We start from the raw sequence: 25,177 nt of genomic DNA on the forward strand, positions 1-25,177 counted from the left end.
CCACATTCTTTCGCTACCCGGACTGGCGGGGCGCACCGCCGGCCGGGCATCAAGGGGCGCTGGCCGCCCGGCCCCGCGTCGCTCTGGCGCGGGGCCGGCATGGCATCAGAGCCCTTGCTCGACGAAGCGCTGGGCCAGGGCCAGGGCCTCGTCCAATTTCGCTGCATCGGTGCCGCCGCCCTGGGCCATATCCGGGCGTCCGCCACCTTTGCCACCAACTGCCGCCGCGGCTTGCTTCATAAGCTCGCCGGCCTTCAGTTGGCCGGTCAGGTCCTGGGTCACGCCTGCGACCAGTACGACCTTCCCGTCCAGCTCGCCGCCGAGCAGGATCACTGCGCGGCCGAGCTTGTTCTTCAACTGGTCGACCAGCGCCAGCAGCGCCTTGCCGTCCAGACCATCGAGGCGCGCGGCGAGTACCTTCGCGCCCTTGATTTCCACCGCCGCCGCCGAAAGGTCGTCGCCGGCCGCGCTGGCAGCCTTGGCCTTGAGCTGTTCCAGCTCCTTCTCCAGCGAGCGGTTGCGCTCCAGCAGGGCGCCGAGCTTGTCCAGCAGGTTGTCGCGGCTGCCCTTGACCAGGCTGGCGGCTTCCTTGAGCTGCTCCTCGGCACCGTTCAGGTAGGCCAGCGCCGCCGCGCCGGTGACCGCCTCGATACGGCGTACGCCGGCAGCCACGCCACCCTCGCTGGTGATCTTGAACAGGCCGATGTCGCCGGTGCGGGATACGTGGGTGCCACCGCACAGCTCGACAGAGAAATCGCCGCCCATGCTCAGCACGCGCACCTGGTCGCCGTACTTCTCGCCGAACAGCGCCATGGCGCCCTTGGCCTTGGCGGTGTCGATATCGGTTTCCTCGGTCTCGACCTCGGTGTTGCGACGGATTTCGGCGTTGACGATATCCTCCAGGGCCTTCAGTTGTTCCGCCTTGATCGCCTCGAAGTGGCTGAAGTCGAAACGCAGGCGCTGGCTGTCCACCAGCGAGCCCTTCTGTTGTACGTGGTCGCCCAGTACCTGGCGCAGCGCGGCATGCAGCAGGTGGGTCGCGGAGTGGTTGAGGGCGGTGGCCTGGCGTACCGAGGCGTCGACCTCGGCCTTGACCGCGGCGCCGACGCTCAGGTTGCCCCGGGCGACCACGCCGTGGTGCAGGTGCGCGCCGCCGGCCTTGGTGGTATCGCGCACGTCGAAGCGCACGCCAGCCGCCTCGAGGTAGCCACTGTCGCCGACCTGGCCGCCGGACTCGGCGTAGAACGGCGTCTGGTCGAGGACCACGACGCCCTCCTCGCCCTCCTCCAGGCGCTCGACGGCCTGGCCGTCCCTGAACAGCGCGACGATCTGCCCGGCGCCGGAGACGCCCTGGTAGCCGAGGAAGCGGGTCTCGCCGTCGACCTTGACCAGGCTGTTGTAGTCCATGCCAAAGGCGCTGGAAGCGCGGGCGCGCTCGCGCTGGGCCTCCATCTCGCGCTCGAAGCCGTCCTCGTCGATGGTCAGCTCGCGCTCGCGGGCGATGTCATTGGTCAGGTCGACCGGGAAGCCATAGGTGTCGTACAGCTTGAACACCACGTTGCCGGGAATCACGCTGCCCTGCAGTTCGGCGAGGTCCTGTTCGAGGATCTTCAGGCCTTGCTCCAGGGTCTTGGCGAACTGCTCTTCCTCGGTCTTCAGCACGCGCTCGATGTGTGCCTGCTGTTGCTTCAGCTCGGGGAAGGCATCGCCCATCTCGGCGACCAGCGCTGCGACGATCTTGTGGAAGAAGGTGCCCCTGGCGCCCAGCTTGTTGCCGTGGCGGCAGGCGCGGCGGATGATCCGCCGCAAGACGTAGCCGCGACCTTCGTTGGACGGCAGCACGCCGTCGGCGATCAGGAAGCTGCAGGAACGGATGTGGTCGGCTACCACCTTCAGCGACGGCGCGTCGTCGTTGGCGCAGCCGATGGCCTCGGCGGAGGCTTTCAGCAGGTTCTGGAACAGGTCGATCTCATAGTTCGAGTGCACGTGCTGGAGTACCGCGCTGACGCGCTCCAGGCCCATGCCGGTGTCCACGCTCGGCGCCGGCAGCGGGTGCATGACGCCGTCCGCGGTGCGGTTGAATTGCATGAACACGTTGTTCCAGATCTCGATGTAGCGGTCGCCGTCCTCTTCCGGCGAACCGGGCGGGCCGCCCCAGATCTCCGGACCATGGTCGAAGAAGATCTCGGTGCAGGGACCGCAAGGTCCGGTATCGCCCATCGCCCAGAAGTTGTCGGACGCATAGGGCGCGCCCTTGTTGTCGCCGATCCGCACCATACGCTCGGCGGGCACGCCGACTTCCTTGGTCCAGATGTCGTAGGCCTCGTCGTCGGTGGCGTAGACGGTGACCCAGAGCTTTTCCTTGGGCAGGTTCAGCCATTTCTCGCCGGTGAGGAACTCCCAGGCGTAATGAATGGCGTCGCGCTTGAAATAGTCGCCGAAGCTGAAGTTACCCAGCATTTCGAAGAAGGTGTGGTGCCGCGCGGTGTAGCCGACGTTTTCCAGGTCGTTGTGCTTGCCGCCGGCGCGCACGCATTTCTGGCTGGTGGTCGCACGGGTGTAGGCGCGCTTTTCCAGGCCGAGGAAGCAGTCCTTGAACTGGTTCATGCCCGCGTTGGTGAACAGCAGGGTCGGATCGTTCGCCGGGATCAGCGAACTGGAAGCGACACGGGTGTGTCCCTTCTCTTCGAAGAAGCGGAGGAAGGCTTCACGGATTTCAGCGCTTTTCATAGGTTCTTCCACGGAAAATTGGCGGCCACGAATCGCCGGCAAAGGGCCGCATTATATCGGCCCTTGGGCAAGGTTGTAGTGTATTTGCGCGATAGTTATTGCCTATTGCCGACCTTTTCGCTTATGAGCGACGAAAGGCCGCGAAGGCATCCAGTACTTGTCCTATGGACTCGGCGGAAACGTCCAGGTGGGTGACCAGGCGCAAACGCGCCGCCGCGCTGATCCGCACCTCGCGCTCGGCGAGGAAGTCGCGCAGCGCGACCGCCCGCTCGCCGACATCGACGTAGACCATGTTGGTCTGCACCGGCTCCACCGCATAGCCCAGTTCGCGCAGCCCGTCGCCCAGGCGCGCGGCGTTGGCGTGGTCGTCGGCCAGGCGTGCCACCTGGTGATCGAGGGCGTACAGGCCGGCAGCCGCCAGCAGACCGGCCTGGCGCATCCCGCCGCCGACCATCTTGCGCCAGCGACGGGCCTTGCCGATCAGTTCGACGCTGCCGCAAAGCACCGAGCCCACCGGCGCACCGAGGCCCTTGGACAGGCACACCGACACCGAGTCGAAGTGCCGGGTGATTTCGCTGGCGTCTACGCCCAGCTTCACCGCCGCGTTGTACAGGCGCGCGCCATCCAGGTGCAGGGCCAGGCCACGCGCGCGAGTGAAAGCGCGCGCCGCGGCCAGGTAGTCGAGCGGCAGCACCTTGCCCTGCATGGTGTTTTCCAGGGCCAGCAGGCGGGTCCTGGCGAAATGGAAGTCGTCGGCCTTGATCGCCGCCGCGACCTTGTCCAGGTCGAGCGATCCGTCGGCCTCGCCGTCGATCGGCTGCGGCTGGATCGAGCCCAGCACCGCGGCACCGCCGCCCTCGTATTTGTAGGTATGCGCCTGCTGGCCGACGATGTATTCGTCGCCGCGCTCGCAGTGGGCCATCAATCCGAGCAGGTTGCTCATGGTCCCGGTCGGTACGAAGAGCGCCGCGGCGAAGCCCAGGCGCGCCGCCAGTTCGGCCTCCAGGCGGTTGACCGTAGGGTCCTCGCCATAGACGTCGTCGCCCAGTTCGGCCGCGGCCATGGCTTCGCGCATGCCGGCGGTGGGCTGGGTGACGGTGTCGCTGCGCAGGTCGATGACAGGCACGGAGGGCTCCTCGGTTCGGCGGAAAAGCCCGATCCTACGGCGCTCTACCGACAGCCACAAGGGAAGTCGGGAAATCTTCCCGGCCGCAACGGAAACGGAGCGCCGAAGCGCTCCGTCATGATCGAGAGGGAAGGCCGATACATCTCAGAGCTTGGCCGGCACCACCAGGATTCCGGCGCGCAGGCCGTTCTTCACCCGCGGATTGGGGAAGATGATGCGCGCGCCGACCTCCTCCACCACCCAGCGCGTGCCGCCGATATCCTCGGCCAGCAGGTAGCCCGGCGAGAGTTCGGTGAAGTTGGCCACGTCGTCGTCGAGGTGCAGGCGGAAGTGGTCGCTGTGCTTGATCACCTCGCGCGACACGCTGAACAGCTTGAGGCCATCGAGTCGGGAGCCGTCCGGCTGTTCCTCGCTGCCGTCGATCAGCAGCTCCAGGCTCCGCTCCAGGCGCTCCAGGTTGACCTCCTGGTTCTCTCCGAACGGACGTGCCTTGCCCAGTTCCAGGGTAAAGGCCTCGGCGCCGAGCTGGCCGTAGGTGTAGGCGCTGAAGGTGATGCCCGGCTTGTTCTGCAACAGCACCGCCTCGATGCCGGCGTCGCGCAGGCGGGCCAGTTCGCTGCGGGAATGCTCGCGGCCCTCGGCCCAGGGGTAGAGGGCGAACTGCTCGATCTTCGAGCCGCGGATCGCGGTATGCAGGTCGTAGTGCAGGTGGACTCGCTCGGTCTTGCTGAAGAACACCTGGGCCAAGCGCTCCAGCTCGGCGGCACGGAAGGCCTCGTTGCCGCTGCCCTCCTCGTGGCGACCGTTGAACAGGCGGTTCATGTCCTGTTCGACGTAGCGCTCGCCGCGGCGGATGGCTTCGGGATTGCCGAACAGGAAGAGGACCCTGGCGGCAGGCTTGAGGGTGCCCGCGGCGACCTTGCGGATCAGCCGTTCGAGCAGTTCGATGGGCGCGGTCTCGTTGCCGTGGATACCGGCCGAGAGCAACAGGTCGACGCCGTTGTCGCGGGCGCCGATCGGCGTGACTTCCAGCGCGCCCTCGGCCAGCCAGTGCAGGCGGGTGCCGTCGGCGGTGAGCTGGATCTTCTCGGTCGGCTCGCGGCCGGCCAGGGTCAAGTCGAGCAGTTTGCCGAGGGCGAGCATGGGATGTCCTCAGTCAGTGGGTGTGGTCGCAGCCGCAGTCGGGGCCGTGCTCGTGGTCGTCGCCCTCTTCGATCGGCTCCATCTCCAGTTGCAGGCTGACCAGGTTGGTCGCCATCGGCCGCAACAGCAGGTTGGTGTATTCGGTATCGCCGTCTTCGACGTCGACGCCGATCAGCAACTGGCCGTTGCCGGCTTGCTGGACCCACACTTCCTTGCCCTGCCAGACTACGGCGAAACGGGTGCAGGAAGTTTCCAGCTGGGTGCCGTCGGTATCTTCGAGGATCAGTTGCAGGCTATCGGACATGGTGGCGAGGCTCTCAATCGAGTTGGAAGGAATAAACCGAGCCCAGTTTAAGGATCTGCGTCAGTTCATCCAATGCCGTCCGGCACTCCAGCAGCAGTTGCGGGTCGGCCAGGTCGGTCTCGCTCAGGCGGTCGCGGTAGTGCCGGTCGACCCAGGCTACCAGCGTGTCGTACAGGCCGGCGCTCATGATCACCCCCGGATTCACCGCCGCCAGCTCCCGCTCCTGCAGCGCCACGCGCAAGCGCAGGCAGGCCGGGCCGCCGCCGTTCTGCATGCTCTGCTTGAGGTCGAAGACCTTCACTTCGCGGATCGGGCCGTCGTCGCCGGTGAGCTGGTCCAGGTAGTTCCAGACCCGCGGGTTGTTCCGGCACTCCTCCGGTACCACCAGCAGCATCGAACCGTCGGCCTTCGACAGCAGTTGGCTGTTGAACAGATAGGACTTCACCGCGTCCTCCACCGCGACCTGGTCGCGCGGCACGCAGATGGCGCGGAAGCGGCCGCCGCGGCGGCCAAGCTTGTCGTGCAGTTCGGCAAGGACCTTCTCGGTATCGAGGAAGGCGTCCTCGTGATGGAACAGCACCTCGCCATTGCCCACCGAGATCACATCGTTGTGGAACACGCCCTGGTCGATCACCGCCGGGTTCTGTTGAGCGTAGACCACTCCGGCCTCGCTCAGCCCGTGCAGACGCGCGACGGCCTGGCAGGCTTCCAGGGTCTGGCGCGCCGGATAGCGTTGCGGCGCCGGGAAGCGACTGTCGAAGGCGCTGCGACCGAAGACGAAGAACTCCACGCCGGCATCGCCATAGTCCTTGCAGAAGCGCGTGTGGTTGGCCGCGCCTTCGTCGCCGAACTGGCTCACTGCCGGCAGCGCCGCGTGATGGGCGAAATGCCGCTCGTCGTTGAACATCGCCGCCAGCACGCGGCTGGTGGTGGGATGCTCGATGGATCGGTGGAACTTGCAGTTCAGGTTGGCCGCGGTGAAATGCACGCGGCCGTCGGCGGTGTCGGCACTCGGGCTGACCGTGGCGGCATTGGCGGTCCACATGCTCGACGCCGAGCTGCAGGCGGCGAGGAGAGGCATCGCTTCCTTCGCCGCACGGCGGATCACCTCCTCGTCGCTGCCGGAGAAGCCCAGGCTACGCAGCGCAGCGGTATCCGGGCGGGCTTGCGGAGCGAGTACCCCCTGCTTGAAACCCATCTCCATCAGCGCCTTCATCTTCGCCAGGCCCTGCTTCGCCGCTTCCTTCGGGTTGGACACCGCCTGGCTGTTGCTTTGCGAAGCGACATTGCCGTAGGACAGGCCGCCGTAGTTGTGGGTCGGGCCGACCAGGCCGTCGAAATTCACTTCATGGGCATTCATAGGCTGATCCCGGGAGTCAGGGTGGCAGGAAGGGACACGCTGGGGCTTTCCAGCGAGGCGACCGGATAGGCGCAGTAATCGGCGGCGTAGTAGGCGCTCGGCCGGTGGTTGCCGGACGCGCCGATACCGCCGAACGGCGCGCTGCTGGCGGCGCCGGTGAGCTGCTTGTTCCAGTTGACGATGCCGGCGCGGCTTTCCACGAGGAACTGCTCGAAACGCTCGCGGGAATCCGACAGCAACCCGGCGGCCAGGCCGTACTGGGTGGCGTTGGCTTCACGGATCGCCGCAGCGAAATCGGAGTAGCGGATCACTTGCAACAGCGGCCCGAAGAACTCTTCGTCCGGTCGCTCGGCCACCGCGCTGACGTCGAGGATGCCCGGGGTCAGCAGGGCGGCGCCGTCGATCGGCTGGGTCATCGCCAGCAGCGGCTGTGCGCCCTTGCCGATCAAATGCTCCTGGGCCTTGAGCAGGTGCTCGGCGGCGCTCAGCGAAATCACCGCGCCCATGAACGGCGCCGGCTGTTCGTCGAAGCGACCGACCCGCAGGGTAGCGCTGACCGCCACCAGGCGCGCCAGCAGTGCGTCGCCCCAGGCGCCCTGCGGCACCAGCAGGCGGCGGGCGCAGGTGCAACGCTGGCCTGCGGAGATGAAGGCGGACTGGATGATGGTGTAGACGGCGGCGTCGAGGTCGGCGACCTCCTCCACCACCAGCGGGTTGTTGCCGCCCATCTCCAGTGCCAGGATTTTCTGCGGCTGGCCACCGAATTGGCTGTGCAGCAGGTTGCCGGTGCGACTGGAACCGGTGAAGAACAGACCGTCGAGCCCACGGTGGGCGGCCAGCGCGACGCCGGTTTCGCGACCGCCCTGGACCAGGTTGAGCACGCCGGCCGGCAGGCCGGCCTCGATCCAGGCCTTGAGCGTCAGCTCGGCGACCTTCGGGGTCAGCTCGCTGGGCTTGAACACCACGCAGTTACCGGCCAGCAGCGCCGGGACGATATGCCCGTTGGGCAGGTGGCCGGGGAAATTGTAGGGACCGAATACCGCCACCACGCCATGCGGCTTGTGCCGCAGCACGGCGGTGGCGTCGGCCAGCGGACCGGACTTCTCGCCGGTGCGCTCGCGGAACGCCTGCACCGAGATCGCCACCTTGTTGACCATGCTGGTCACTTCGGTGGCCGACTCCCACAGCGGCTTGCCGGTTTCCTCGCCGATCGCCCGGGCCAGCTCGTCGGCGCGGGACTTGAGGGTCGCAGCGAAGCGCTCGAGCAACTCGATGCGCTGCTCCAGCGGGCGCCGCGCCCAGGCCGGGAAGGCCTCGCGGGCGGCGCGCACGGCGGCATCGACCTGGGCGGCGTCAGCGCCGCGCCCGGACCAGACCACGCCCTGGCCAACCGGGTCGAGGGACTCCAGGGTCTCGCCCTGGCCCGCCAGCCACTGGCCGGCAATGTAATGGGTACTCATCATCGACTCCTCGGGCGCCCTCGCCGGGACGCCTCCATCAGGCTTTCAAGCGCGCTTCTGCGCCGACAGCGGCACTGCGCGTACCGAGGCGCCGGCCGACAGGCGCAGGCGCTTGGCAGTCAGCGGATCGACCACCAGGGTGCCGGCGGCGGCCCGCGCCGGCGCGGCGGTGATGCGACAGTCTTCGCGCTTGCGGTTGTGGATCAGGTAGGGCTCGGCGTCGTCGCCGGGAGTGCCCACCGCCAGCACCAGGTTCTGGCTCTCGGCGATGGCGCGGATCTTGTCGGTCTCGGCCTCGATCGCCGGGCCGGCGTCGAAGATGTCGACGTAGCCCTGGTAGCTGAAGCCCTCGGCCTTGAGCATGGCCAGCGCCGGCTCGGTGTTCGGATGGACGCGGCCGATCACCCCGCGCGCCTCCTCGGAGAGGAAGCAGGTGTAGAGCGGGAACTTCGGCATCAGCTCGGCGATGAAGGCCTTGTTGCCGACCCCGGTGAGGTAGTCGGCCTGGGAGAATTCCATCTTGAAGAAGTGCCGGCCGAGGCTTTCCCAGAATGGCGAACGCCCCTCCTCGTCGGACATGCCGCGCATCTCGGCGATCAGCTTGTCGCCGAACAGGTGGCGGAATTCGGCGATGAACAGGAAGCGCGCGCGCGACAGCAGCTTGCCGTTGAGGCCGCTGCGGTGGTCGGCGTGGAGGAACAGCGAGCACAGCTCGGAATTGCCGGTCAGGTCGTTGGCCAGGAACAGCGTGGGGATCTCGCGATGGATGTTGAGTTCCTGCGAGGCGCTCACGGTGAGGCCGACCCGGTAGTTGTACCAGGGTTCGCGAAGCCCCACCGCTCCGGCGATGGCGGAGATGCCGACGACCTTGCCGGCGTCGTCCTCGAGGACGAACAGGTAGTCGGCGTCGCCGCGTTCGGCCTCGCCGCGGAAGGCCTTCTCGGCCCAGCTGACGCGATGCTGCAGGCGCTGCTCGTTGGCCGGCAGGGTGGTCAGGCCGGTGCCGGTGCTGCGCGCCAGCTCGATCAGGGCCGGCAGGTCGGCGCTGGTAACAGGACGTACGATCATGACTGGCTCCTTCAGACCGCTACCAGGCGCACGCTGGCGCCTTCGCCGACGCCCAGGGCCTCGGCGGCTTCAACACTCAGGGCCACCGGCTTGCCGGGCGCCCAGTCCAGGTCCAGCACGACCGCGCGGAAGTCCTGCAACTGGCCGTTGGTGACCAGGTATGGACGCCCGCTCTTCGGCGCCTCGCCGATCTTCACCGGAACCACCCGGCTCTGGGCGATCGAGCGAATCCCCGAGGTACGCGCGTGCAGGGTCGGGCCGCCATCGAAGATGTCGATGTAGTTGTCGGTCTCGAAGCCTTCGCGCATCAGGATGTCGAAGGTGATCTGCGCTCGCGGGTGGACCTGGCCCATGGACTCCTGGGCGGCATCCGGCAACAGTGGCACGTAGATCGGATAGTGCGGCATCAGTTCGGCGAGGAAGGTGCGGCTCTTCAGCCCGGAGAGCTTTTCCGCCTCGATGTAGTTCAGGTCGAAGAAGTTGCGCCCGACCGCGTTCCAGAACGGCGATTCGCCCTGCTCGTCGCTGTAGCCGACGATCTCCACCACCACCGCGTCGGCGAAGCGCTCCGGATGGCTGGCCATGAACAGCAGGCGACCGCGCGAGTTGAGTTCGGCATAGACGCTCTGCACCAGGTCGCGCTGTACGTAGAAACTGGTCAGCAGGCTGTTGCCGGTAAGGTCGTGGCACAGCGAGAGGACATGGATCTTGTTGTGGATCGACAGCGAGCGCGAGGCGTGCACGAAGGTTTCGTTGCGGAAGCTGTAGAACGGTTCCGAGAACCCGGCCGAGGCGACGATCGCCGAGCAGCCGACCAGCTCGCCGCTGGCGCTGTCCTCGAGGACGAAGAAATAGCTTTCCTCGCCGTTGTAGCTCACCTCCGCGGCGAACGAGGCCTCGGAAGCGAGGATCTTGTCGCGCAGGCGTTCGGCGTCATCCGGCAAGGACGTGACGCCTACCGGGCTGTCCGCCGCCAGACGCTGCACCTGTGGCAGGTCGGCCGCTTGGGCGGGGCGCATCACCAACATGGCGTCACTCCTTTCTCAGACAACGATGATTGCCGCATCCATGCGCGGGACCGCGGCACCTTCCTGTGCCACGGTTTCGAACGTCCAGCAGGGAAGATCCCGCGCCACGCACGGCGGCACGGTTCCCGGCTCCGGCGCGGGCCGCTCCGGGATGTCGCATCGGGGCCCCGGCCTGCGCCGGGGCCCCGTGGGTTCGCTCAGCCGCGGACCAGCTTGGCCACGGCGCGCTCGAAGCGCTCCAGGCCTTCGTCGATCTCGGCGTCGTCGATCACCAGGCTCGGCGCGAAGCGCACCACGTCCGGGCTGGCCTGGAGCACCATGACCGCCTCTTTCTCGGCGGCGTTGAGCACATCCCTGGCCTTGCCCTTCCACTCGTCGGTCAGCGCCGCGCCGATCAGCAGGCCCATGCCGCGAATCTCGCCGAAGATGCCGTACTCCTGGCCGATCTTCTGCAGACGGGACTTGAAGCGCTCATGCTTGGCCTTCACGCCATCCAGCACTTCCGGGGTATTGATCACGTCCAGCGCCGCCTCGGCCACCGCCGACGCCAGCGGGTTGCCGCCGTAGGTGGTGCCGTGGGTGCCGACCGACAGGTGCTTGGCGATCTCGCCGGTGGTCAGCATCGCACCGATAGGGAAGCCGCCGCCCAGGCTCTTGGCGCTGGAGAGGATGTCCGGGACCACGCCGTAGTGCATGTAGGCGAACAGCTCGCCGACCCGGCCCATGCCGCTCTGGACCTCGTCGAAGACCAGCAGCGCGTTGTGCTCGTCGCACAGCTTGCGCGCCCCTTCCAGGTAGGCCTGCTGCGCCGGCAGCACGCCGCCCTCGCCCTGGATCGGTTCCAGCACCACGGCGCAGGTCTTGTCGGAGATCGCCGCCTTCAGCGCTTCCAGGTCGTTGTAGGGAACGTGGGTGATACCCTCGAACTTGGGCCCGAAGCCATCGGAATACTTCGGCTGGCCGCCGACGTTGACGGTGAACAGGGTGCGCCCGTGGAAGCTGTTGCTGGCCGCGATGATCTCGTACTTCTGCGGGCCGTAGACATCGTTGGCGTAGCGGCGAGCCAGCTTGAAGGCCGCCTCGTTGGCCTCGGCGCCGGAGTTGGCGAGGAACACCCGCTCGGCGAAGGTGGCGTCCACCAGCTTGCGCGCCAGGCGCAGGGCCGGCTCGTTGGTGAAGACGTTGGAAACGTGCCAGATGCGCTGGGCCTGCTCGGTGAGCGCCTTGACCAGCGCCGGATGCGCGTGGCCCAGGGAGGTCACGGCGATGCCGCCGGCGAAATCGATCAGTTCGCGGCCGCTCTGGTCCCAGACGCGCGATCCCTCGCCTCGCACCGGGATGAAGGCGGCGGGGGCGTAGTTGGGGACCATATACCGGTCGAAATCGGCACGTTCTACCTGCGCATGGGGAGCGGACATCGGTGTTTCTCCTGCCTGAAGGCGGCTATCGATGAAAGGATTGTAGGGATTGGGACCGGGCCGGCATTGCCGCCATGCGACAACTTGTTATAGCGCCAACCCGGGAATTTCCGCGGCTTTCGGAAATGCGACAGAAAGCATCGGGAAGGCGCAGTGTAAACGCGCGATGCACTCGGGTGCATACTTCTTCTACGCCGCCCCGCGGGCGGGAACAGCAGGGAAACAAGCCATGCCCATCGAGGGAATCGACTACCATCTCGTCTTCGCCTCCGACGTCAATCCACGCGACGGCCTCGGCCTGGAGTGCTGGCGCGGCGAACAGCCGCTGTTCGAGGTCTTTCGCGACGACGCCGGCCGGCGTTTCGTGGTCAACCTGTTCGCCAGCGACGTTCCGCTGGAACTGCTGGAGGCGATCATTCCGACGGCCCGTCGCGAACTCGGCGACTTTCCGAGGCGATCCGCCTCCCGGGGCGTCGCAAAGCCCGGCTGAAAACGCCGCGCCGTTGGCGATCAGCCGCGTTCGACGGGAGTGAAGGTCGTCTCGAAGGCGCTGCCGCCGCGCCGCTGGTTGCGGTCCTCGCGCGGAGTGACGCCGAAGAAGTTGCGGTAGGCGCTGGAGAAATGCGGCCCGGAAGAGAAACCGCAGGACAGGCCGATCTGGATGATCGACTTGCTGGTCTGCATCAGCATCTGCCGCGCGCGGTTCAGGCGCAGCTCCAGGTAGTACTGGCTGGGTACGCGGTTCAGGTATTGCTTGAAGATCCGTTCCAACTGGCGCCGCGAAACGCACACATGCTGGGCGATCTCGTCGGTGGTCAGTGGCTCCTCGATATTGGCTTCCATCAGCAGTACCGCCTGGGTCAGCTTCGGATGGCTGGAGCCGAGGCGATTCTTCAGCGGGATGCGCTGGCGCTCGTTGCCTTCGCGGATGCGCTCCACCACCAACTCCTCCGAGACCGCGCCGGCCAGTTCAGCGCCATGGTCGCGGGACAGCAGCGCCAACAGCAGGTCGAGTACCGCCATGCCGCCGCAGGCGGTCATGCGGTCGCGATCCCACTCGAACAGGTGGTTGGTGGCGATGACCTTGGGGAAGCGCTCGGTGAAGTCATCGTGCCAACGCCAGTGCACCGCGGCGCGATAACCGTCGAGCAGGCCGAGCTGGGCCAGCGGGTAGATGCCGGCGGACAGTGCGCCGATCGCCGCTCCCGAACGCGCCAGTTGCTTGAGCGCCAGGCCCAGCGCTGGCGACACCGCCGCCGGCGCCTCGTCGGCGACCAGGAACAGCCGCGAGCATTGCTCCAGCCTGCCGTTCCAGGCCGTTCCCGGCAGGCGCCAGCCCTCCTCTTCGGCCGGCGCTTCGGCGAGCAGGAACAGCGGCTCGTAGAGCGCCTCGGGGTGCAACCGCCGGGCCGCCCGCAGGGCTTCCTCGGCAAGCGATAGCGTCAGCGCGCGGGTGGCGGGCCAGAGGAGGAAACCGATGCGTTGGGGTTGGGCAGTCATGGGAGCAGCTTAGCCGGCCTCTGCGATGAATGTTACTTGAGGCTGCCGGAGAGGAACTGCTTGAGGCGGTCCGACTGCGGGTTGGCGAGGACTTCCTTCGGGCAGCCGTGTTCCTCGACCAGGCCCTTGTGCAGGAACACCAACTGGTTCGACACCTCGCGGGCGAAACCCATCTCGTGGGTCACCACCACCATGGTGCGACCTTCCTGCGCCAGGTCCTGCATGACCTTCAGCACTTCGCCCACCAGTTCGGGGTCGAGCGCCGAGGTCGGCTCGTCGAACAGCATCACTTCCGGCTCCACCGCCAGCGCCCGGGCGATCGCCACGCGCTGCTGCTCGCCGCCGCTCATGTGCGCCGGGTAGGCGTCCTTGCGGTGCGCCACGCCGACCTTGGCCAGGTAGTGCTCGGCCTTCTCGATGGCTTCCTTCTTCGACACGCCGAGTACATGCACGGGCGCCTCGATGACGTTCTCCAGGGCGCTCATGTGCGACCACAGGTTGAAATGCTGGAACACCATCGACAGGCGCGAGCGCATGCGCTGCAACTGGCGGGAGTCGGCGGCCTTCAGCGCGCCGTCGCGGCCGGGCACCAGCTTCAGCTCCTCGCCGTTGAGCAGGATCTTGCCGGCGTGCGGCTGCTCCAGCAGGTTGATGCAGCGCAGGAAGGTGCTCTTGCCGGAACCGCTCGAGCCGATGATGCTGATCACGTCGCCCGCTTTCGCCGCCAGCGAGACGCCCTTGAGCACCTCGTGGCTACCGTAGCGCTTGTGCAGGTCTTGGACTTCCAGTTTGTACATGTGTGTGTTCTCGGCTAATCAGTCGCTGAGCAAGCGTCCCTGACGGATCGGTTGACGACCGGCCACCTTGGCCAGCCAGAGTCCCGGCTGCGCGTAGCGCATCCGTTCGATGGCGAAAAGCACGCCGGAGACCCCGGCGCACACGGTGCTGGCACGGTCGGCCAGGGGATCGATGACCTGGAACAGCGGTTCGCCCGCCTCCACCCATTCGCCCGGCCGGCGCAGGAAACTCACCACGCCGGTATGCGGCGCGTGGACGTATTCGGTGCCTTCGAAGGGCAAGCCTTCGCAGCAGGCTTCGGGCGCCGCCGGCCATTCGCCCTCGACGAAGCCCTGCTCGGCGAGGAAGGCCAGGATCGCCGCGGCGTTGGCCTCGGCCTGCTGCGCCGTGGTATCGGCCTGGCCGCCGAGTTCGACGGTGGTCGCCAGGCAGGCCAGCGGCAGCTCGGCGCGCGGATACAGGCGCGACAGGCGCAGCCACGGCACCGAGCAGGCCTCGTCGAAGGAACCGCCGCCGGACTCCTCGGCGAGCAGCCCGACAGCGGCGCCCAGGCGTGCGGCCAGGGAGGCGAAGGCGGGCCATTGCTGCGGCAGGGTATAGAGATGGATGGCGGCCTCGAAGTCGCAATGCAGGTCGAGCACCAGGTCGGCGTCGCAGGCGTGGCGATAGAGCAGGCGCTGCATGCCCTCCAGTTCCGAGGTCGCCGGCGGCAGGGCGTCCAGCGCCGCGCGCAGGCCCTGGCGGACCAGCGCGACATTGGCCGCCGGATCGCTGCCGAGACGCTCGCCGACACTGTCGATCACCGCGTCCAGCAGGTCGGGGAAATCGCGGTTGAAGTTGCGCCCGCTGCTCATTTCGAAGCGCCCCTGGTGCAGCGCCTGGATCATCTGCCCGAGACCGACCGGATTGGCCACCGGCACCAGCTCGACGGTACCGCGCAGGCGGCCTTCCGCCTCCAGCAGGCGCAACCGCTGCTTCAGCTCCCAGGCGGTGCGCATGCCCGGCAGCTCGTCGGCGTGCAGGCTGGACTGGATGTAGACCTTGCGCGCGCCGCAGCCGAAGCGAAACACGCTCAGGCGCTTCTCGCTTCCCAGGGTGCTCCACGGCAGCAGGTGGTCGATACGCTCCATGCGGTCCTCCGGATCAGGATTTGCGCGGCGCCAGGTAAGCCAGCCAGCGGCGCTCGGCAAGCTTGAACAGGCGCACCAGGATGAAGGTCAGGCACAGGTAGAACAGACCGGCGGTGATGAACGCTTCGAACGGCAGGTAGTACTGCGAATAGACGGTTCGCGCGGCGCCGGTGATGTCCACCAGGGTGACGATGGACGCCAGGCTGGTGGTCTGCAGCATCATGATCACTTCGTTGCTGTACTGCGGCAGCGCACGCCGCAGTGCCGATGGCAGGAGGATGCGGCGGTACATCTTCAGGCGCGACATGCCCATCGCCTTGGCCGCCTCGATCTCGCCATGGGGCGTGGCCTTCAGGCTGCCGGCGAGGATCTCGGCGGTGTAGGCGCTGGTGTTGATGGCGAACGCCAGGCAGGCGCAGAAGGACGCGTTCGACAGCCAGGGCCACAGCGCGCTCTCGCGCACCGCGTCGAACTGCGCCAGGCCGTAGTAGATCAGGAACAACTGGACCAGCATCGGCGTGCCGCGGATCACGTAGGTATAGAGCCAGGCCGGGAAGTTCACCAGCGGCTGCTTGGAGACCCGCATCAGCGCTAGCGGCACCGCCAGCAGCAGGCCGATCAGCAGGGAGATCGAGAGCAGCTTGAGGGTGACCAGCAGGCCGTCGAAATAGAGCGGAAGGCTGTCCCAGATGACGGAGAAATCGAAGATCACGATAGGGCCCCTTGACTCACAGTTCCGCGGTTTTCACGCCGACCGAATAGCGGCGTTCGAGCAGGCGCAGCAACAGCAGCGACACGCTGGTCACCAGCAGGTACAGGCCGGCCACGGCGAGGTAGTAGGTGAACGGCTCGCGGGTCGCATCGGAGGCCTGCTTGGCCTTGAACATCATGTCCTGCAGGCCGACCACGGAAATCAGCGCGGTGGCCTTGACCAGCACCAGCCAGTTGTTGGTGAAGCCGGGGATCGCCAGGCGGATCATCTGCGGCACCTGGATGCGGAAGAACACCTGGCGGTGGCTCATGCCGTAGGCGTAGCCGGCCTCGCCCTGGCCCTTGGGAATCGCCATGAAGGCGCCGCGGAAGGTCTCCGAGAGATAGGCGCCGAAGATGAAGCCGAGGGTGCCGACGCCGGACACGAAGGGATTCAGGTCGATGTAGTCGTCGTAGCCGAGTTGCGGGGCGACCCAGTTCAGCAGGCCCTGGCCACCGTAGAAGATCAGCAGGATCAGCACCAGGTCGGGGATGCCGCGCACTACCGTGGCGTACAGGTCGCCGCACCAGGCCAGCCAGCGCACCGGCGACAGGCGGAAGGCCGCGCCCAGCAGGCCGAGGACGATGGCCAGGAGCATGGAAAGCAGGGCCAGCTGGAGAGTCAGCCAGGCGCCATCGACGATGGTCGCACCGTAGCCAGTGATCATCAAAACGGTACCTCTATGCAGCTAATGCAGCGCTAAAGCAGTGGCGTCCAGTCAATAAAAAAGTGGCACAAACAGCGCGAGGCGTCGCGGACGTTTGTGCCACCTCTGACGGATAGCGTCAGTTCGAACCGTAGACGTCGAAGCTGAAGTACTTGTCCTGGATCTGCTTGTACTTGCCGTTGGCGCGCAGCGCGTCGATGGCCGCGTTGAACTTGCCGGCCAGCTCGCTATCGCCCTTGCGCACGGCGATGCCGACGCCTTCGCCGAAGTACTTGGCATCGGTCAGTTGCGGACCGACGAAGGCGTAGCCCTTGCCGGCATCGGTCTTGAGGAAGCCGTCCTCGAGGTTCACCGAATCGGCGACCACCGCGTCGAGGCGACCGGCCACCAGGTCCATGTTGGCTTCCTGCTGGGAGTTGTAGCGCACCACTTCGACACCGGCCGGGGTCAGTTCGGCGGAGGCGTAGCGGTCGGCGGTGCTGCCACGCAGCACGCCGGCCTTCTTGCCCTTCAGGTCGGCCTTGGGATCGTTGAGGCTGGCGCCTTCCTTCATCACGAAGCGCGCCGGGGTGTTGTAGTACTTGTTGGTGAAGTCCACCGAACGCTTGCGCTCGTCGGTGATGGTCATCGACGAGAGGATCGCATCGATCTTGCGCACCTTGAGGGCCGGGATCAGGCCGTCGAACTCCTGCTCGACCCACTTGCACTGCACCTTCATCTCTTCGCAGAGGGCATTGCCGATATCCACGTCGAAGCCTGCCAGCTGGCCGTCCGGGGTCTTCAGCGAGAACGGCGGGTAGGCCGCCTCGATGCCGATGCGCACCGGCTTGTCGGCGGCGAAAGTGGGCAGGGAGAGCACGGACAGCGCCAGGGCGCCGAGAAGTGCGAGCTTCTTCATCTGGAACTCCTTCGAAGGGGATGGCATCGATTGGCAGGAGAAATAGAACCTTGCCCAGGCTGCCGACGGATATGCGTGATCACCGGCTCTTGCGCATGGCGCCTTCTCGTGGACAGGGCGCCAGCTGGGGTGAGCGGCATTCTAGCGACAGGCCGAAAGTGGTTATTTCTTCAATGCGACAACTAATTATAAAAGCACCGAAGAGGGCATTCGGCGATATTGACAGGCAGCGACATTTGTGCCCGGAAAGCGCGAAGTGTAATCAATGAGTAAAGCAAATCTCAAGCCATAAATTTCTAATTCCTTCTCCTTCAATGGCTTGGCCGCTACGACTCGCCTCGACTGCTACCCCGTGTCGCACCTTGGCTGTGCGTGGCGTTTCCTCTCGCCCCAATTATGCGCAAGCGCACATCACCGAAGTGTTACCGCCGCCCCATTCCCGGCGCGAGCCCATTCGAAACGCCCTCCTCCTCGGCCCGCGCCAAATGAAAGACCCCGCGCGGCTCGCACCGCGCGGGGTCGTTTCGGATCAGGCGGAAGTCAGGCGGCCTGCATCGAGCGATGGGTCTCGATCAGGTGCTGGACCACGCCCGGGTCGGCAAGGGTGGAGATGTCGCCGAGGGTGTCGTACTCGGCCGCGGCGATCTTGCGCAGGATGCGCCGCATGATCTTGCCCGAACGGGTCTTCGGCAGTCCCGGCGCCCACTGGATCACATCCGGCGTGGCGATCGGACCGATCTCGCGGCGGACCCATTGCTTCAGCTCCTGGCGCAGCGCCTCGCTCGGCTCGACCCCGGAGTTGAGGGTGACGTAGACATAGATGCCCTGCCCCTTGATGTCGTGCTGCATGCCGACCACCGCCGCCTCGGCGACCTTCGGGTGGGCGACCATCGCGCTTTCCACCTCGGCGGTGCCCATGCGGTGGCCGGAGACGTTGAGCACGTCGTCGACTCGCCCGGTGATCCAGTAGTAGCCGTCCTCGTCGCGGCGCGCGCCATCGCCGGTGAAGTACATGCCCTTGAAGGTCTTGAAGTAGGTGTCGACGAAGCGGTCATGGTCGCCGAACAGGGTCCGCGCCTGGCCCGGCCAGGAGTCGAGGATCACCAGGTTGCCCTCGGCAGCGCCTTCGATCAGGTTGCCGAGGTTGTCCACCAGCGCCGGGACCACGCCGAAGAACGGCTTGGCCGCGGAGCCCGGCTTCATCGCATGGGCGCCCGGCAACGGGGTCATCAGGCAGGCGCCGGTCTCGGTCTGCCACCAGGTGTCGACGATCGGGCAGCGCGACTGGCCGACGGTCTCGTAGTACCACTGCCAGGCTTCCGGGTTGATCGGCTCGCCCACCGAACCGAGCAGACGCAGGCTGGAACCGTCGGCACCGGCCACCGCCGCCTTGCCTTCGGCCATCATCGCGCGGATCGCGGTCGGCGCGGTGTAGAGGATGTTGACCTTGTGCTTGTCGATGATCTTCGCCACGCGGGTCACGTCGGGGTAGTTCGGTACGCCCTCGAACAGAATGGTGGTGGCGCCGTTGGCCAACGGGCCATAGACGATGTAGGTGTGGCCGGTGACCCAGCCGATGTCGGCGGTGCACCAGTAGACTTCGCCCGGACGGTAGTCGAAGACCCGCTCGTGGGTCAGCGAGGCGTACACCAGGTAGCCGCCGGTGGTATGCAGCACGCCCTTCGGCTTGCCGGTGGAGCCGGAGGTGTAGAGGATGAACAGCGGGTCCTCGGCGCCCATTTCCTTGGGTGCGCAAGTGCTGCCGGCAACCTTCATCAGGTCGTCGTACCAGACGTCGCGGTGCTGGTTCCACTTGATCTCGGCGCCGGTACGCTTGCAGACGATGATCTTCTGCACGCTGGAGGTTTCCGGGTTGGTCAGGGCGTCGTCGACGTTGGCCTTCAGCGGAGTGCGCTTGCCGCCGCGCACGCCTTCGTCGGCGGTGATCACCACCTTCGACTTGCAATCGATGATGCGTCCGGCCAGGGCCTCGGGGGAGAAGCCGCCGAAGACCACCGAGTGGATCGCGCCGATGCGGGTGCAGGCGAGCATGGCGACCACGGCCTCGGGGATCATCGGCATGTAGATGGTCACTACGTCGCCGCGGTGCACGTCCTGCCCGCGCAGGGCGTTGGCGAACTTGCAGACCTGCTCGTGGAGCTGGCGGTAGGTGATTTCCTGGTGGTCGGCAGGATCGTCGCCTTCCCAGATGATCGCCACCTGGTCGCCGCGTTCGGCGAGGTGACGGTCGAGGCAGTTGTGCGACACGTTGAGGGTGCCGTCGGCGAACCACTTGATGTCCACGTGATGGTCGTCGAAGGAGGTCTGCTTGACCTTCTCGAACGGCTTGATCCAGTCGATCCGCTGGGCCTGCTCGCGCCAGAAGCCGTCGGGGTTGACGACGGACTGCTGGTACATCGTCTTGTAGGTGGCTTCGTCGGTGAAGGTCCGTGCCACCGCTTCCGGGTGCACGGGGTACAGGGATGCCGCAGACATGGCTTTAACCTCGGTACGTGAGTGTTGTTTTTGTTGTGCCCAGTTGTAGCGAGCGCACACCCCACGAACCATACGACCATGGTCTTACCACTGCGCGACAGCGCCGATCGTAGCTATAAGCCGCGCCGATCGTAGCCTTGCGCCGGGCGGCGGAGCGCGTCCCGCGCCCCGCCGCCGCGACCTCAACTCATGCCCAGCAGGCCCGGCAGCCACAGCGAGATCAACGGCACGTAGGTCACCAGGATCAGGAACAGCAGCAGGATCATCAGCCACGGCAGCGCCGCGCGGATGGTCGCCCCCAGCGGCATGCCAGTGACCGCCGAGGTGACGAACAGGTTGAGGCCCACTGGCGGGTGTACCAGGCCGATCTCCATGTTCACCACCATGACGATACCCAGGTGGATCGGATCGATGCCCAGCTTCATGGCGATGGGGAAGAAGATCGGCGCCAGGATCAGCACGATCGCCGAGGGCTCCATGAAGCTGCCGGCAACCAGCAGCACCACGTTGACCATCAGCAGGAAGCCGATCGGGGTCAGGCCTTCCTGCACCACCCATTCGGTGATCTGCTGGGGGATCTGCTCGGTGGTCAACACATGGGCGAAGAGCATGGCGTTGGCAATGATGAACATCAGCATGATGCTCAGCCGCCCCGACTCCAGCAGCACCTTGGGACAGTCGCGCAGACGCATGTCCTTGTACACGAACAGCGCGACGAAGGCCGAGTACACCGCCGCCACCGCCGCCGCCTCGGTGGGGGTGAACAGCCCGGAATAGATGCCGCCGAGGATGATCACCAGCAACAACAGGCCCCAGCCTGCACGGCGTGCGGCGGCCAGCCACTCGCGGAAGCTGGCGCGCGGCTGCGCCGGCAGCTTCTTGACCCGCGCGACGATGTAGATCACCACCATCAGGATCACCCCGAGCAACAACCCCGGAACCACCCCGGCGACGAACAGCTTGCCCACCGAGGTCTCGGTGGCGGCGGCGTAGACCACCATCACGATCGATGGCGGGATGAGGATGCCCAGGGTCCCGGCATTGCAGATGATCCCCGCGCCGAAGGCGCGCGGATAGCCGGAGCGGACCATGCCGGCCACGGCGATCGAGCCGACCGCCGCCACTGTCGCCGGCGACGAACCGGACAGCGCGGCGAACAGCATGCAAGCGAGCACCGCAGCGATCGCCAGGCCGCCGCGGATATGCCCGACGCAGGCATTGGCGAAGTCGATCAGGCGCCGCGCCACGCCACCGGTGGTCATGAACGCGCCGGAGAGCAGGAAGAACGGGATCGCCAGCAGGGTGTAGGCCTCGGAGGTCTCGAACAGCTTGATCGCCAGCGAGCGCACCGAATCCGGGCTGAACAGCAGGATCGTCAGGGCGCCGGACAACCCCAGGGAGATGGCGATGGGCACGCCGATGAACATGAACAGGAACAGCAGCAGGAACAGGATCAGCACGGTCATGGGCGGTTCTCCCCGGCCTCTTCGCCGGCCAGTTTGGAGGCCTCGGCGGCCTCGTCGGCGAGGCCCAGCCCGAGCTGGCGACCGCGCAACAGGTTGACGAGGATTTCCAGGTAGCGCAGCAGCACCAGGCCGAAGCCGACCGGCACCACCACCGCGATGTAGGCCTGGAGGATGCCGAAGTGGTCGAGGTCCTCGGCGCCGATGCCGGCGACGAACAGGGTCTTCACCCAGTCGTAGCTGGCGACCATGAACAGCCCGGCGTAGCCCAGGCAGCAGAGGCAGGCGAGTATCCCGATCAGGCGCTGCAAGGGACGCGGCGCCAGGCGCACCAGGGCGTCCACCCCGAGGTGGCCGGCGGTGCGCACGCCGTAGGCGATGCCGAGGAAGATCAGCCAGCCGAACAGCGCCTTGGTCAGCGCGTTGCTCCAGGACATGTCCTGGGCTACCCCGAGGATCGCGTCGCCCACCGAGTACAGCGGAACCCGCAGTGTCGGCAGGCGGTCGCCGAGGTCGTAGAACAGGGTGAAGACGTTGGTCATCACCACATAGAGGAAGGTCACCAGCGTCATCGCCGCCAGCAGGAAGGCGATAGCGCCCTCCTCGAAGCGGTTCCAAACGCGCACGAGTCGATTCATCGCAGCGTTCTCCACAATGCCCCGCCCGGCCGGGCGGGGCCGGACGGGTCAATCGGGACGGTTGGAGGCTTCGGCGGCCTGGAGCAGATCGGCACCGACATTGCCGCGGAATTTCTGCCATACCGGCTGCATCGCCTGGCGCCAGTCGGCGCGCTGCTGCGGGGTCAGGGTATGGATCTCGCTGACACCACTGGCGAGGATGCGCTGGCGGGCGTCGCGGTTGAGGCGCTCGGCTTCGATGTTCACCTGCACGGTGACCTCGTCCATGATCCGCTGCAGCGCTTCGCGGATGTCCGCCGGGAGGCCGTTCCAGAACTTCGCGTTGGTGATCACCATGTAGTCCACCAGGCCGTGGTTGGACTCGGTGAAATACTTCTGCACCTCGTTGACCTTCTGGCTCTCGTAGTTCGACCAGGTGTTCTCGGTGCCATTCACCACGCCGGTCTGCAAGCCCTGGTAGACCTCGGCGAAGGACATCTTCCGGGAGATCGCGCGGAGCTGGCGGAACTGCTCGTTGAGCACGTCGGACGCCTGCACGCGGAATTTCAGCCCGCGCGCGTCTTCCGGCTCCAGCAACGGGCGATTGGCGGAGAGCTGCTTCATCCCGTTGTGCCAGTAGGCCAGGCCGAGGATGCCCTTGCCCTGCATGCTGGTCAGCAGGGCGCGCCCCTGCGGGCTGCGCTGGAAGCGGTCGACCGCCTGGATGTCGTCGAAGAGGAACGGCAGGTCGAAGATCTGCACCTTGCGCGTGTACTGCTCGAACTTGGCCAGGGACGGCGCCAGCATCTGCACGTCGCCCAGCAGCAGCGCCTCCATTTCCTTGCCGTCGCCGAACAGCGACGAGTTGGGATAGACGTCTACCTCGACCCGGCCGCCCAGGCGCTGTTCGACGAGTTTCTTGAACAGCAGCGCGCCCTGGCCCTTGGGCGTGTTTTCCGCGACCACGTGGGAGAACTTGATGACGATCGGCTGCGCGGCATTCGCCAGGCAGGAGCCACCGATCGCCAGGGCGCACAACAGCGCCCGTACCATCGTCTTGAACATTTCGTGACCTCAGATTGTTGTTGTGCTTTCGAGGTATCGACGAGCCTGACGCAGCCGGCGCGTTCGGAGAATTCGCCATTGCTCAAGCCCGCGTTCGCGTCTGTCGAACGCGTTCAGCCGCCCTCCCCGGCCCGCTCCAGCAGGCGTCGCGCGCGTCCCAGCACCGGCGCGTCGACCATCTCGCCGTCGACCACGAAGACGCCGGCACCGGAGGCGCCGGCCTCTGCCACCCGACGCGCCCACTCCAGTTCCGCCGGACTCGGCATCAATGTCTGGTGGATCGGCTCGACCTGGCTCGGATGGATGCACAGCAACCCGCCGAAGCCCATATCGCGAGCGAAGCGCACTGCCTCGACCAGTCCGGCACGGTTCTGGATCGCCGGATAGACACCGTCCAGCGGCGGCGCCAGGCCTGCCAGGCGCGATTGCAGGAGCAGCGCGTAACGGGCGTGACCGAGAATCTGTTCGGCGGCGTTGCTGCCGGTGTTGAGATCGAGGTCCAGGGCCAGGTCGAGGCTGCCGAAGGACAGCCGCTCGACCCCCGCGGCGGCGGCGATCTCGCCCAGCGCGGCAAGGCCGCGGGCACTCTCGACGATGGGCCAGACCGGCTTGCCGCTGGCCACGGCGGCGTGGCGCACCTGGGCGGCGCTCTCCACTTTCGGCAGGAGCAGGCCGATCACTCCGGCGTGGTCGCGGCACAGCGCCAGGTCGTCGGCATGTTCGGGATGCTCCGCCGCGTTGATCCGCACCAGCACCCGGGCTTCCGGCGTATCGACGAGGAAACGCCGGAGATTGGCCCGCGCCTCGACCTTCAGCCCCTCCTCCACCGCATCCTCGAGGTCGACGATGACCCGGTCGGCGCCGCTGGCAAGGGCCTTGGGGATCCGCTCCGGGCGGGTCGCCGGGACGAACAGCGCGCTGCGCACGATCTGTCGGTTCATGTCCGTCTCCTCATACCGTTCCGGTCGCGCGCAGGCGCTGGATATCGGCCGCGGTACAGCCCAGTTCGGCAAGCAGCGCGTCGCTGTCGCCGCCCAGCGCCGGCACCGCATCCATGCGCGGAACGAAGGCGCTGCTGCTGGCCGGCGGCAACAACGCCGGCAGGCGCCCGGCCGGGCTGTCGATGGAGGTCCAGCGTTGCCGCGCCTGCAACTGCGGGTGCGCCCAGACCCCGGCCATGTCGTTGACGTGGGCGTTGGCGATCTGCGCCTGTTCCAGGCGCGCCACCACCTCGGCGGCCGGCAAGGCGGCGAAGGCTTCGACGATCAGCGCACGCAGCTCCTCGCGGTTGGCCGAGCGCTTGAAGTTCGCCGAGAAGCGTTCGTCGTCGGCCAGCTCCGGGCGGCGCAGGACCTTGTCGCAGAAGGCCCGCCACTCGCGCTCGTTCTGCAGGCCGAGCATCACCGTGCCGCCGTCGCCGGCGGGGAATGGCCCATAGGGGTAGATGGTCGAGTGCGAAGCGCCGGCGCGCGGCGGCGGCGGCGCGTCCTGGTAGGCGTAGTACATCGGGTAGCCCATCCACTCCACCAGGCTCTCCAGCATCGACACGTCGATGCGGCTGCCCTCGCCGGTGCGCTCGCGCAGCAGCAGGGCCGAAAGGATGCTGCTGTAGGCGTACATGCCGGCGGCGATATCGGCGATCGAACAGCCGGCCTTGGCCATCTCGTTCGGCCCGGCGCCGCCGGTCACCGAAAGGAAGCCGCCCTCGCTCTGGATCAGCAGGTCGTAGGCCTTCTTCTTCTCGTAGGGACCGCCTTCGCCGTAGCCGGAGATATCGCAGACGATCAGTCGCGGGAAGCGCTCGCGCAACGCCTCGTAGGACAGGCCCAGGCGCGCGGCGGCGCCCGGCGCGAGGTTCTGCACCAGCACGTCGGCGCCGGCCAGCAGCTTCTCCAGCAACGGCAGCGCCTCGGCCTGCTTGAGATCGAGGCTGAGGCTCTGCTTGGAACGATTGGTCCAGACGAAGTGCGACGACAGGCCGTTGACCCGCTCGTCGTAACCACGGGCGAAATCGCCGACGCCGGGGCGTTCGATCTTGATCACCCGCGCGCCGAGATCGGCCAGTTGGCGGGTGCAGAAGGGCGCGGCGATGGCGTGCTCCAGGCTGACCACGGTGATGCCGTCGAGCGGGCGCGGCTGGTGGGATTGCGTCATG

The 25,177-nt window shown here is 66.7% G+C and carries 22 protein-coding genes; 1 reads left to right on the top strand and 21 read right to left on the bottom strand.

Features of this window, described 5'->3' with window-relative positions:
• Window positions 1-105: 105 nt before the first annotated feature.
• The 9 genes from alaS to aruC form a co-directional block, all read right to left on the bottom strand.
• Window positions 106-2,730 carry an alanine--tRNA ligase gene (alaS, locus tag AC4OR5_RS22335; protein ID WP_023112293.1) on the bottom strand — a complete coding sequence of 875 codons (2,625 nt, stop codon included), beginning with the start codon at window positions 2,728-2,730 and terminating at the stop codon, window positions 106-108.
• A gap of 121 nt (window positions 2,731-2,851) precedes the next feature.
• Window positions 2,852-3,856: a low-specificity L-threonine aldolase gene (gene ltaE / locus AC4OR5_RS22340; protein ID WP_003111717.1), complete on the bottom strand. Its 1,005-nt coding sequence runs from the start codon at window positions 3,854-3,856 to the stop codon at window positions 2,852-2,854.
• Window positions 3,857-4,000: 144 nt separating this feature from the next.
• Complete coding sequence (gene astE, locus AC4OR5_RS22345; protein ID WP_003085962.1) at window positions 4,001-4,999, bottom strand: succinylglutamate desuccinylase; 999 nt, start codon at window positions 4,997-4,999, stop codon at window positions 4,001-4,003.
• A 13-nt stretch (window positions 5,000-5,012) separates the two neighbouring features.
• A complete protein-coding gene (locus AC4OR5_RS22350) occupies window positions 5,013-5,303 on the bottom strand; it encodes a hypothetical protein (protein WP_003085959.1) in 291 nt (96 codons plus the stop codon).
• A gap of 13 nt (window positions 5,304-5,316) precedes the next feature.
• Complete coding sequence (astB, locus tag AC4OR5_RS22355) at window positions 5,317-6,663, bottom strand: N-succinylarginine dihydrolase (protein WP_003085956.1); 1,347 nt, start codon at window positions 6,661-6,663, stop codon at window positions 5,317-5,319.
• A complete protein-coding gene (gene astD, locus AC4OR5_RS22360; protein ID WP_023435825.1) occupies window positions 6,660-8,126 on the bottom strand; it encodes a succinylglutamate-semialdehyde dehydrogenase in 1,467 nt (488 codons plus the stop codon). The genes astB and astD overlap by 4 nt, the downstream gene beginning before the upstream one ends.
• A gap of 42 nt (window positions 8,127-8,168) precedes the next feature.
• Window positions 8,169-9,191 (bottom strand): arginine N-succinyltransferase, encoded by a 1,023-nt coding sequence (gene astA / locus AC4OR5_RS22365; RefSeq protein WP_003110258.1) that lies wholly within the window; start codon window positions 9,189-9,191, stop codon window positions 8,169-8,171.
• Window positions 9,192-9,202: 11 nt separating this feature from the next.
• Window positions 9,203-10,219, bottom strand: coding sequence for an arginine/ornithine succinyltransferase subunit alpha (aruF, locus tag AC4OR5_RS22370; RefSeq protein WP_003085950.1), 1,017 nt, complete (start codon window positions 10,217-10,219; stop codon window positions 9,203-9,205).
• 197 nt (window positions 10,220-10,416) lie between these two features.
• A complete protein-coding gene (gene aruC, locus AC4OR5_RS22375) occupies window positions 10,417-11,637 on the bottom strand; it encodes a bifunctional succinylornithine transaminase/acetylornithine aminotransferase (protein ID WP_003085948.1) in 1,221 nt (406 codons plus the stop codon).
• Between the two features lie 166 nt (window positions 11,638-11,803).
• On the opposite strand from aruC, the gene AC4OR5_RS22380 reads away from it, so the two are divergent.
• Entirely contained in the window at window positions 11,804-12,127 is a 324-nt protein-coding gene (locus tag AC4OR5_RS22380; protein ID WP_079992396.1) for a hypothetical protein, read from the top strand.
• 20 nt (window positions 12,128-12,147) lie between these two features.
• On the opposite strand, the gene argR is transcribed toward AC4OR5_RS22380, so the two are convergent.
• From argR to AC4OR5_RS22440, 12 genes are all read right to left on the bottom strand, one after another.
• Window positions 12,148-13,137: a transcriptional regulator ArgR gene (argR, locus tag AC4OR5_RS22385; RefSeq protein ID WP_003085944.1), complete on the bottom strand. Its 990-nt coding sequence runs from the start codon at window positions 13,135-13,137 to the stop codon at window positions 12,148-12,150.
• A gap of 32 nt (window positions 13,138-13,169) precedes the next feature.
• Complete coding sequence (gene aotP / locus AC4OR5_RS22390; RefSeq protein ID WP_003085940.1) at window positions 13,170-13,934, bottom strand: arginine/ornithine transport ATP-binding protein AotP; 765 nt, start codon at window positions 13,932-13,934, stop codon at window positions 13,170-13,172.
• 18 nt (window positions 13,935-13,952) lie between these two features.
• Window positions 13,953-15,065, bottom strand: a complete 1,113-nt coding sequence (locus tag AC4OR5_RS22395) for a M14 family metallopeptidase (protein WP_034028025.1) — start codon at window positions 15,063-15,065, stop codon at window positions 13,953-13,955.
• Window positions 15,066-15,078: 13 nt separating this feature from the next.
• Entirely contained in the window at window positions 15,079-15,777 is a 699-nt protein-coding gene (locus AC4OR5_RS22400; RefSeq protein ID WP_003085936.1) for an ABC transporter permease, read from the bottom strand.
• 16 nt (window positions 15,778-15,793) lie between these two features.
• Entirely contained in the window at window positions 15,794-16,483 is a 690-nt protein-coding gene (locus AC4OR5_RS22405) for an ABC transporter permease (RefSeq protein ID WP_003085934.1), read from the bottom strand.
• Window positions 16,484-16,601: 118 nt separating this feature from the next.
• On the bottom strand, window positions 16,602-17,381 hold the full coding sequence (locus AC4OR5_RS22410; RefSeq protein WP_003085932.1) for an ABC transporter substrate-binding protein: 780 nt from the start codon (window positions 17,379-17,381) through the stop codon (window positions 16,602-16,604).
• Between the two features lie 540 nt (window positions 17,382-17,921).
• Window positions 17,922-19,877, bottom strand: coding sequence for an acetate--CoA ligase (gene acs, locus AC4OR5_RS22415; protein WP_003110260.1), 1,956 nt, complete (start codon window positions 19,875-19,877; stop codon window positions 17,922-17,924).
• A gap of 182 nt (window positions 19,878-20,059) precedes the next feature.
• A complete protein-coding gene (gene dctM, locus AC4OR5_RS22420) occupies window positions 20,060-21,343 on the bottom strand; it encodes a C4-dicarboxylate TRAP transporter large permease protein DctM (protein ID WP_003085927.1) in 1,284 nt (427 codons plus the stop codon).
• Window positions 21,340-21,978, bottom strand: a complete 639-nt coding sequence (locus AC4OR5_RS22425) for a TRAP transporter small permease (RefSeq protein WP_058160027.1) — start codon at window positions 21,976-21,978, stop codon at window positions 21,340-21,342. The genes dctM and AC4OR5_RS22425 overlap by 4 nt, the downstream gene beginning before the upstream one ends.
• A 48-nt stretch (window positions 21,979-22,026) precedes the next feature.
• On the bottom strand, window positions 22,027-23,022 hold the full coding sequence (locus AC4OR5_RS22430) for a TRAP transporter substrate-binding protein (RefSeq protein ID WP_009315301.1): 996 nt from the start codon (window positions 23,020-23,022) through the stop codon (window positions 22,027-22,029).
• 113 nt (window positions 23,023-23,135) lie between these two features.
• The gene (locus tag AC4OR5_RS22435) at window positions 23,136-23,963 is read right to left on the bottom strand and encodes an HpcH/HpaI aldolase/citrate lyase family protein (RefSeq protein WP_058160026.1); all 828 of its coding nucleotides are present in this window, start codon (window positions 23,961-23,963) and stop codon (window positions 23,136-23,138) included.
• Between the two features lie 10 nt (window positions 23,964-23,973).
• Entirely contained in the window at window positions 23,974-25,176 is a 1,203-nt protein-coding gene (locus tag AC4OR5_RS22440; RefSeq protein ID WP_003110264.1) for a CaiB/BaiF CoA transferase family protein, read from the bottom strand.
• Window position 25,177: the final 1 nt, after the last annotated feature.

This window comes from Pseudomonas sp. YA1 (assembly GCF_058680555.1).

Coding starts and splice junctions, on each gene's coding strand:
- alaS (WP_023112293.1), bottom strand. CDS start 2,730: ATGAAAAGCGCTGAAATCCGTGAAGCCTTCCTCCGCTTCTTCGAAGAG.
- astE (WP_003085962.1), bottom strand. CDS start 4,999: ATGCTCGCCCTCGGCAAACTGCTCGACTTGACCCTGGCCGGCCGCGAG.
- AC4OR5_RS22350 (WP_003085959.1), bottom strand. CDS start 5,303: ATGTCCGATAGCCTGCAACTGATCCTCGAAGATACCGACGGCACCCAG.
- astB (WP_003085956.1), bottom strand. CDS start 6,663: ATGAATGCCCATGAAGTGAATTTCGACGGCCTGGTCGGCCCGACCCAC.
- astD (WP_023435825.1), bottom strand. CDS start 8,126: ATGATGAGTACCCATTACATTGCCGGCCAGTGGCTGGCGGGCCAGGGC.
- astA (WP_003110258.1), bottom strand. CDS start 9,191: ATGATCGTACGTCCTGTTACCAGCGCCGACCTGCCGGCCCTGATCGAG.
- aruF (WP_003085950.1), bottom strand. CDS start 10,219: ATGTTGGTGATGCGCCCCGCCCAAGCGGCCGACCTGCCACAGGTGCAG.
- aruC (WP_003085948.1), bottom strand. CDS start 11,637: ATGTCCGCTCCCCATGCGCAGGTAGAACGTGCCGATTTCGACCGGTAT.
- AC4OR5_RS22380 (WP_079992396.1), top strand. CDS start 11,804: ATGCACTCGGGTGCATACTTCTTCTACGCCGCCCCGCGGGCGGGAACA.
- argR (WP_003085944.1), bottom strand. CDS start 13,137: ATGACTGCCCAACCCCAACGCATCGGTTTCCTCCTCTGGCCCGCCACC.
- aotP (WP_003085940.1), bottom strand. CDS start 13,934: ATGTACAAACTGGAAGTCCAAGACCTGCACAAGCGCTACGGTAGCCAC.
- AC4OR5_RS22395 (WP_034028025.1), bottom strand. CDS start 15,065: ATGGAGCGTATCGACCACCTGCTGCCGTGGAGCACCCTGGGAAGCGAG.
- AC4OR5_RS22405 (WP_003085934.1), bottom strand. CDS start 16,483: ATGATCACTGGCTACGGTGCGACCATCGTCGATGGCGCCTGGCTGACT.
- AC4OR5_RS22410 (WP_003085932.1), bottom strand. CDS start 17,381: ATGAAGAAGCTCGCACTTCTCGGCGCCCTGGCGCTGTCCGTGCTCTCC.
- acs (WP_003110260.1), bottom strand. CDS start 19,877: ATGTCTGCGGCATCCCTGTACCCCGTGCACCCGGAAGCGGTGGCACGG.
- dctM (WP_003085927.1), bottom strand. CDS start 21,343: ATGACCGTGCTGATCCTGTTCCTGCTGCTGTTCCTGTTCATGTTCATC.
- AC4OR5_RS22425 (WP_058160027.1), bottom strand. CDS start 21,978: ATGAATCGACTCGTGCGCGTTTGGAACCGCTTCGAGGAGGGCGCTATC.
- AC4OR5_RS22430 (WP_009315301.1), bottom strand. CDS start 23,022: ATGTTCAAGACGATGGTACGGGCGCTGTTGTGCGCCCTGGCGATCGGT.
- AC4OR5_RS22435 (WP_058160026.1), bottom strand. CDS start 23,963: ATGAACCGACAGATCGTGCGCAGCGCGCTGTTCGTCCCGGCGACCCGC.
- AC4OR5_RS22440 (WP_003110264.1), bottom strand. CDS start 25,176: ATGACGCAATCCCACCAGCCGCGCCCGCTCGACGGCATCACCGTGGTC.